Genomic DNA, 7,908 nt, shown 5'->3' with positions numbered 1-7,908 from the left:
TCCGGTCCTGCCGTCGGCGGCGGCTGTGGATAACTCACTGACCGCTGATCAACCAGGTTTTGCGGATGCATTCGCCTGCGCCCAAGTCCCGGTCATCCTCAGCTTCAGGGTGGCAAGGCCGACCAGTACCAGAATCACGGTGATGATCCAGAAACGGACGATCACGCGCGGCTCGGGCCAGCCCTTGAGTTCAAAGTGGTGGTGTATCGGCGCCATGCGGAATACACGGCGACCGGTCAGCTTAAAGGAGGCAACCTGAATGACGACTGACAGGGTCTCCATCACGAACACGCCGCCCATGATGAACAGGACGATTTCCTGACGGACGATCACTGCGATGGTGCCCAAAGCCGCGCCCAGCGCCAGTGCGCCGACGTCGCCCATGAACACTTGGGCCGGATAGGTGTTGAACCACAGGAACCCCAGGCCCGCGCCGATCAACGCGCCGCAGAACACGATCAACTCACCCGCGCCCGGTACGTAAGGGATCAGCAGGTATTCAGCGAATTTCACGTTACCCGACAGGTAGCAGAAGATCCCCAAACCGCCGCCGACCATCACGGTAGGCATGATCGCCAGACCGTCGAGGCCGTCGGTCAGGTTGACCGCGTTGCTCGAGCCGACAATCACGAAATAGGTCAGGACGATGAACCCCGCGCCCAGCGGAATGCTGTAGTCCTTGAGCATCGGCAGGATCAGGGTGGTTTCTACCGGCGTCGCGGCAGTCATATAAAGGAAGATCGCCGCGCCCAGGCCGAACACCGACTGCCAGAAATACTTCCAGCGGCTCGGAAGGCCACGGGAGTTTTTCTCGATGACTTTGCGGTAGTCGTCTACCCAGCCGATGGCACCGAACAGCAGGGTGACCAACAACACCACCCAAACGTAACGGTTGGCCAGGTCGGCCCAAAGCAAGGTGCTGACACCGATGGACGAAAGAATCAGCGCGCCGCCCATGGTCGGGGTGCCGGATTTGGACAGGTGCGATTGCGGGCCGTCGTTGCGAACGGATTGACCGATCTGACGGTTCTGCAAAGTGCGGATCATCCACGGGCCATAGCACAGCGACAAGACCAGCGCGGTCAGCACACCGAGAATCCCGCGCAGGGTCAGGTACTGAAAGACCGCGAAGCCTTTGTAGAACTGTTGCAGATACTCCGCTAGCAGCAGCAGCATTAATGTTTCTCCAGACGGGTCCCGCACAAAGCGGCGACGATGTTTTCCATCGCGGCGCTGCGCGAGCCCTTGATCAAAATGGTGGTGTTTGGGTCCTGCTCGGCTTCCAGGGCCTTGATCAGCTCAGCCTGAGTGCTGAAGTGAAAAGCCTGCTCGCCGAAAGCGTTTACGGCGTGGGTCATCATTGGCCCGACCGCGTAAAGCGCGGAAACCTTGCCGCGGGCGTACTCGCCCACATCACGGTGCCCCTGCTCCGCCCAATCGCCCAACTCGCCGATATCTCCGAGCACCAAAACGGTGCGACCGGAAAAGCCGGCGAGTATATCAACGGCGGCGCACATGGAGGTGGGGTTTGCGTTGTACGTGTCATCGATCACGCGCATACCGTTAGTTGCCAGTTGCGCGACGGCACGACCCTTGACCGGTTGCACTGCATTGAGCCCCGAAGCGATATGCGACAAGGACACGCCCAGGGCGTGAGCCGCCGCGGCGGCGGCGACTGCGTTGGTGACGTTGTGCCCGCCGAGCAGGTTCAATTGAATCCGGGCAATACCTTGCGGCGTGTGCAGTTCGAATGCAGGGCAGCCGCGTGCATCGGAAACGATGAAGCTGGCATGGAAATCTGCGGTGGCATCCAGCTGAGAGAAACTCAGCACCCGTCGGGCAGCGGCACGGGCCTTCCAGATCGGGAACGCCTTGTCGTCGAGATTCAGCACGGCGATGCCCGAGGCATCAAGCCCTTCAATAATCTCGCCCTTGGCCTCGACGATTTTTTCCGGGCCGCCGAACTCACCGACGTGGGCAGTGCCGGCATTGTTCAGCACAGCGACATGCGGTTTGGTCATGGCAACGGTGTAGGCAATCTCGCCAAGACGCGAAGCCCCCAACTCGATGACCGCCGCCGTGTGTTCCGGCGCCAGTTCGAGCAGGGTCAGCGGAACACCGAGGTCGTTGTTCAGGTTGCCACGGGTCGCCAGCACCGGACCGCGCGTGCGCAGGATGCTCGCAAGCATTTCCTTGACCGTGGTCTTGCCGCTGGAACCGGTGATGGCCGCGACCGGATGAGTGAACGCAGCGCGGTTCATCGCGCCCAATTGGCCGAGGGCCTGGCGGGTGTCCTTGACCAGCAGTTGCGGCAGCGCGCTGTTGGCAACCTCGCGCTCGACCAAGGCACCCACGGCGCCTTTGGCGGCGACGTCATTGAGGTAGTCATGGCCATCGAAACGCGGGCCGGCCAGGGCAATAAACAGTTGGCCGGGCTTGATCGCGCGGCTGTCGATGCTGACGCCGTCGAAGCTGGCGTCGCTGGCAATCAGACGGCCATTCAATGCACTGGTCAGCTCGCTCAGTTTCAAGGCTTTAAGCATGGGCCACCTCCCACGCGGTCAGGGCGTGATCGGCCTCGACCAGATCGGAGAAAGCGTGGCGCTCACCGTTGATTTCCTGATAGTCCTCGTGACCTTTACCGGCCAGGACAATCACGTCATCGGCCGATGCGCTGGCGATCAATTGGGCAATCGCCTGGCCACGGCCGGCGACGAAGGTGACTTTATCCACAGCGGTGAAACCGGCGCGGATGTCGTCGAAAATCACCGTAGGGTCTTCGGTGCGCGGATTGTCATCGGTGACCAGTACGCCATCGGCCAGACGCTCGACCACTTCAGCCATCAGCGGACGCTTGCCGCGATCCCGATCACCACCGCAACCAAACAGGCACAGCAACCGGCCTTTGGCGTGAGGACGCAGGGCCATCAAGACTTTTTCCAGCGCATCCGGTGTGTGGGCGTAATCGACCACCACCAATGGCTGAGTACCGCCACCCAGGCGCTGCATGCGACCGGCCGGGCCTTCGAGTTTCGGCAGTACTTTGAGGATTTCGTCCAGTGCGTAGTCCAGTCCGAGCAAGGCGCCGATGGCTGCCAAGACGTTGCTCAGGTTGAAACGGCCGAGCAAGGTGCTGCGCAAATGGTGTTCGCCTTGCGGCGTGACCAGCGTGGCACGCACGCCTTCGTCGTCGAACTGCGCTTGGCGGCAATACAGGTAGGCGCTGGAATCTTCCAGGCTGTAAGTGATCAGTCGCGACTCGCCTTCATCGCCAGCCAGTTGCCGGCCAAAATCGTCGTCCAGGTTGACCACCCGGCACTTCAGATCATTCCAGGCAAACAACTTGGCCTTGGTTTCGCCATAGGCCTGCATGGTGCCGTGGTAATCCAGATGATCGCGCGACAGATTGGTCATCACCGCCACATCGAATGCCAACGCCGTCACGCGGCCCTGATCCAGGCCGTGGGAAGAGACTTCCATGGCCACTGCTTTGGCGCCGGCCTTTTTCAGGTCGGCGAGGGTCGCTTGCACCGCAATCGGGTTTGGCGTGGTGTGCAGACCGCTTTCCAGCGTGCCGTAGAAACCGGAGCCCAGAGTGCCGACGATGCCGCAGTGCTGCCCCAGCAGGTCGAGCGCCTGGGCGACCAATTGGGTCACGCTGGTTTTACCGTTGGTGCCGGTCACGCCGATCAGGTTCAAATGACGGCTCGGGTCGCCATAAAAGCGCCCGGCGATGTCCGACAGCTGCGCCGCCAGGCCTTTGACCGGAATCAACGGCACGTCGGTGATCGGCAGCACAGTCGCGCCTTCGACTTCATAAGCCACGGCAGCAGCGCCGCGTTGCAAGGCGTCGGCGATGTGCGCACGCCCGTCAAACTTGCCACCAGGAACCGCGAGAAACAGATCGCCTGCTCGTACGTTGCGGCTGTCCAGCGCCAATTCGCGGATCAACAGATCGCGGCCGGCGTGGGCGAAAATCTTGTTCAGGCTCAGCGACATCAGCCGCGCCCTCCATTAGCTTTCAGCGGAACGACCGGTGCGGCGTTCGCTTGTTGAGTGGCAGGCAGGTTGTCCGGGGTGATGTTCATCAGGCGCAGGGTCCCGGACATCACTTTGCTGAACACCGGGGCCGATACCAGACCACCGAAGTAACCGGCCTTGGTCGGTTCATCGATCACCACCACGATTGCGTAGCGTGGATCGCTCATCGGGCCGAAACCGGCGAACAGCGAACGATAGGAGTTCTCGGCGTAGCCTTTGGTGCCGACCGACGTTTTACGCGCGGTACCCGACTTGCCGCCCACGTGATACGCCGGCACCTGCGCACGGAAAACACCGCGCGGGGCTTCGATCACTTGTTGCAGCATGGTTTGCATGGTTTTCGCGACAGCTTCCGGCAATACCTGTGTGGTTTGCGGTGCCTTGTCGGTTTTGATCAGGGTCAGCGGCGCAAGGCGACCATTGTTGGCCAGGGCCGAGAAGGCGTGGACCAACTGGATCGCAGTCACGGAAATACCGTAGCCGTAGGACAGCGTGGCGGTTTCAGCCTTGCGCCATTCGCGGTAGTTCGGCAGGTTACCGACGCGCTCGCCCGGGAAACCGAGCCCGGTGTCCTGGCCGAGGCCGACTTTCTGCGCCAGGCGGAAAATCGTTTCGCCGCCGATATCGAACGCGACCTTACTCATGCCGACGTTACTGGAATTGATCAGGATACCGGTCAGGTCGAGCACCGGGCCTTCACTCTTGGATACGTCCTTGATGGTGTACTTACCAATCTGCAAGGTGCCTGGATACACCTCAACCGTATCGGTCGGCTTCCAGCGCCCGGTTTCAATCGCGGCGCTCATGGAAATCGCCTTCATGGTCGAACCCGGTTCGAACACGTCGATCATCGCGCGGTTACGCATCATCGCCGGTTGCAGATTGCGTCGGTTGTTCGGGTTGTAGGTCGGCTGGTTGACCATGGCGAGGATTTCGCCAGTCTTCACGTCCATGATTACCAGGCTGCCAGCCTTGGCGCCGTTCTCGATGATCGCGTTGCGCAGCTCGCGGTTGGCCAGATATTGCAGACGCAGGTCAATGGACAACGCCAAGGGCTTGCCGGCCTTGGCGTTTTTGGTGACCTGGACATCTTTGATCAGCCGGCCGCGCCGGTCCTTGATCACCTGCCGCTTGCCGGGGACGCCGGCCAGCCATTCGTCGTAGGCCAGCTCGACGCCTTCGCGCCCGTGGTCATCAATGTCGGTGAAGCCGACCATGTGGGCGGTGACTTCGCCGGCCGGGTAGAAACGCCGGAACTCTTCGATGCCATAAACGCCCGGCACTTTCAGATCGAGCACAGCCTGGCCCTGCTCGGGGGTCAACCCGCGCACCAGATAAATGAATTCTTTGTTGGCCTGGGCTTCGAGACGTTCGGCCAGGGCTTTCGGGTCCTGCCCCAAGGCAGCCGCCAGTGCCGGCCACTTCTCTTTGGCCGTTTGCATTTCCTTGGCGTTGGCCCACAGGGTGGTGACCGGGGTACTCACGGCCAACGGCTCGCCGTTACGGTCGGTGATCAGACCACGGTGAGCCGGAATTGGAATATGACGAACACTGCGCGCATCGCCCTGACCTTTAAGAAAGGCACGGTCGACCACTTGCAAATCGATGATGCGCCAGGCAATCGCCGCCACCATGATGCCGAGCAACCCGACCACCAGACGGAACCGCCATGGAAAGAGCGCGCCTTCGAGTTTCATCATGGCGCCACCATCTGCACTTCAGCGGCGCCGGGAATGCGCATCTTCAGTTGTTCGGTGGCCAGGACTTCGATGCGGCTATGGGCGGTCCAGGTGCTCTGCTCGAGAATCAACCGGCCCCACTCCGCCTGTGCCTTGTCGCGCACGCTCAATTCGCCGTACAGCGAATTGAGCAACTGACGGTTCCAGTGCGCGCTATAGGACACGCCGATGGCCGACACAAGCACGCCGGCAAACAACAGCAGCATGAAAAAGCTTCCGCCGGGAAGTGGCTTGGCGAAAAGCTTGCTCACCGCAATTTCTCCGCGACACGCATGACGGCACTACGGGAACGTGGGTTGGCTTTGAGTTCGGCCTCCGAGGCGGTCTGCGCTTTGCCATGGATTTTGATTACAGGTTCGAAAGCAACGTGACGGACCGGCAGGTTGCGCGGCAGGTTGTCGGCTTCGCCTTTCACCAGTCTTCGCATGAACAGCTTGACGATGCGGTCTTCCAGCGAGTGGAAGCTGATGACGACCAGACGGCCGCCCACTTCAAGGCATTCCAGCGCCGCTTCGAGGCCGGCTTCCAGATCGCCCAGTTCATTGTTGACATGAATACGCAGGCCCTGGAATGCACGGGTGGCCGGGTTCTTGCCCTTTTCCCATGCGGGGTTGGCGACTTTCAGCACTTCAGCCAGATCGCCAGTGCGCTCGAACGGCTTGATGTCGCGACGCTCAGCCACGGCACGCGCCATGCGGCCGGAGAAACGCTCCTCGCCGTATTGCTTGAACACCCGGGCGATTTCTTCCACCGGCGCGGTGTTAACGAACTCGGCGGCGCTGATCCCGCGGGACGGGTCCATGCGCATGTCCAACGGACCGTCGTTGAGGAAGCTGAAGCCGCGCTCCGGGTCGTCGAGTTGTGGCGAGGACACGCCGAGGTCGAGCAGAACACCGCTGACCTTGCCGGCCAGACCGCGTTCGGCGACTTCCGAACCGAGCTCGGCAAAGCTGCGCTGCACAACGACAAAGCGGCCGTCTTCGGCCGCTAGCGTTTGCCCGGTGGCAATCGCTTGAGGATCTTTGTCGAATCCGAGCAACCGGCCATCTGGCCCGAGCTGGCTGAGGATCAACCGACTGTGCCCGCCACGTCCGAACGTACCGTCCAGATAGCAGCCATCAGGACGTACGGCGAGAGCCTCGACGGCTTCGTCAAGCAGTACGGTGATGTGGTTAAAGCCGCTATCAATAGTCACAGGATTAAATCACGCAGTTCATCAGGCATGGCGCCCGGTTGTTGAATAGCAGCCAGGTCAGCGGCAGAAACCGCATCCCAGGCATCCTCGTCCCACAATTGGAACTTGTTCAGTTGGCCTACCAACATCGCGCGCTTATCCAACTTGGCATATTCGCGAAGACGTGGCGGAACCAGAAAACGACCACTGCCATCGAGCTCGAGGTCGACGGCATTACCAATCAGTAAACGTTGCAGGCGGCGGTTCTCTTCGCGAAGCGAAGGCAGTGCGCGCAGTTTGGTTTCGATAATTTCCCACTCATCGAGGGGATAAACACACAAACACGGATCAACGGCATCGATGGTGACGATTAATTGACCGGAACTACGCGAAACCAGCTCGTCACGGTACCGGCTCGGCATTGCGAGACGGCCCTTTGCATCGAGACTGATAGCGTTAGCTCCGCGAAACACGTCAGCGTTTCTCCAAATATTAGCGTTTTACGCTCAAAAAACCCACTTCATGCCACTTTCCGCCACTTGCGCACACTATAGGAATGCGCCCACCACACCGTCAAGGCGCGGATTAAAGGAAAAGCCTTACAGAACGGAGATTTAGCAGCGTAAAAGGAGGGTTAACGAGAATCTGACGGATGAATTCACTCGATAACTTGAATCAGCACAGAAGGCTGCGTTCAGAAGTTAAAGTAGTTTGTTAAGAGTAAGATTTTTTCGGTATTACAATAGCGCTTCTGCTATTGATTCAGCAGGGAGGGAAATTGCCATTCCGTACATCGCTGCCAATGACTCGGCAGAGAGGAAAAAAAGGTGGAGAGTCGATCTGTAAGCCGGGTTCTGTCTTGAACAGTCATTCGTCTACGATGGCCATCACTGGACATCTTTAGCAACCTACCCGGTCCCAGCGCGGGCCACGCCTTGGGACCCTATTTGGTCT

General features: G+C 60.1%; 7 protein-coding genes and 1 other RNA gene (1 of these 8 cut by a window edge). All 8 read right to left on the bottom strand.

Annotated features, from left to right (window positions below; all coding sequences use genetic code 11):
* Nucleotides 1-48: 48 nt before the first annotated feature.
* Nucleotides 49-1,176 carry a phospho-N-acetylmuramoyl-pentapeptide-transferase gene (gene mraY / locus ACIPLA_RS26980; protein ID WP_401177407.1) on the bottom strand — a complete coding sequence of 376 codons (1,128 nt, stop codon included), beginning with the start codon at nucleotides 1,174-1,176 and terminating at the stop codon, nucleotides 49-51.
* On the bottom strand, nucleotides 1,176-2,543 hold the full coding sequence (murF, locus tag ACIPLA_RS26975) for a UDP-N-acetylmuramoyl-tripeptide--D-alanyl-D-alanine ligase (RefSeq protein WP_401177404.1): 1,368 nt from the start codon (nucleotides 2,541-2,543) through the stop codon (nucleotides 1,176-1,178). Before murF ends, mraY begins: the two co-directional genes overlap by 1 nt.
* On the bottom strand, nucleotides 2,536-3,999 hold the full coding sequence (locus ACIPLA_RS26970; protein WP_401177401.1) for a UDP-N-acetylmuramoyl-L-alanyl-D-glutamate--2,6-diaminopimelate ligase: 1,464 nt from the start codon (nucleotides 3,997-3,999) through the stop codon (nucleotides 2,536-2,538). The genes murF and ACIPLA_RS26970 overlap by 8 nt, the downstream gene beginning before the upstream one ends.
* Nucleotides 3,999-5,738, bottom strand: coding sequence for a penicillin-binding protein 2 (locus ACIPLA_RS26965; RefSeq protein WP_177319036.1), 1,740 nt, complete (start codon nucleotides 5,736-5,738; stop codon nucleotides 3,999-4,001). The genes ACIPLA_RS26970 and ACIPLA_RS26965 overlap by 1 nt, the downstream gene beginning before the upstream one ends.
* Nucleotides 5,738-6,031, bottom strand: a complete 294-nt coding sequence (gene ftsL, locus ACIPLA_RS26960) for a cell division protein FtsL (protein WP_032830409.1) — start codon at nucleotides 6,029-6,031, stop codon at nucleotides 5,738-5,740. Before ftsL ends, ACIPLA_RS26965 begins: the two co-directional genes overlap by 1 nt.
* Nucleotides 6,028-6,975 (bottom strand): 16S rRNA (cytosine(1402)-N(4))-methyltransferase RsmH, encoded by a 948-nt coding sequence (gene rsmH, locus ACIPLA_RS26955; protein WP_401177397.1) that lies wholly within the window; start codon nucleotides 6,973-6,975, stop codon nucleotides 6,028-6,030. Before rsmH ends, ftsL begins: the two co-directional genes overlap by 4 nt.
* Entirely contained in the window at nucleotides 6,972-7,427 is a 456-nt protein-coding gene (gene mraZ / locus ACIPLA_RS26950) for a division/cell wall cluster transcriptional repressor MraZ (protein ID WP_008147486.1), read from the bottom strand. Before mraZ ends, rsmH begins: the two co-directional genes overlap by 4 nt.
* 354 nt (nucleotides 7,428-7,781) lie before the next feature.
* An RNA gene (gene rnpB / locus ACIPLA_RS26945) (RNase P RNA component class A) lies at nucleotides 7,782-7,908 on the bottom strand; it runs 110 nt beyond the window's last position.

Source organism: Pseudomonas sp. NPDC086112, from assembly GCF_044746425.1.
Classification (GTDB): domain Bacteria; phylum Pseudomonadota; class Gammaproteobacteria; order Pseudomonadales; family Pseudomonadaceae; genus Aquipseudomonas.
This window is presented reverse-complemented; position numbering and strand designations above follow the sequence as displayed.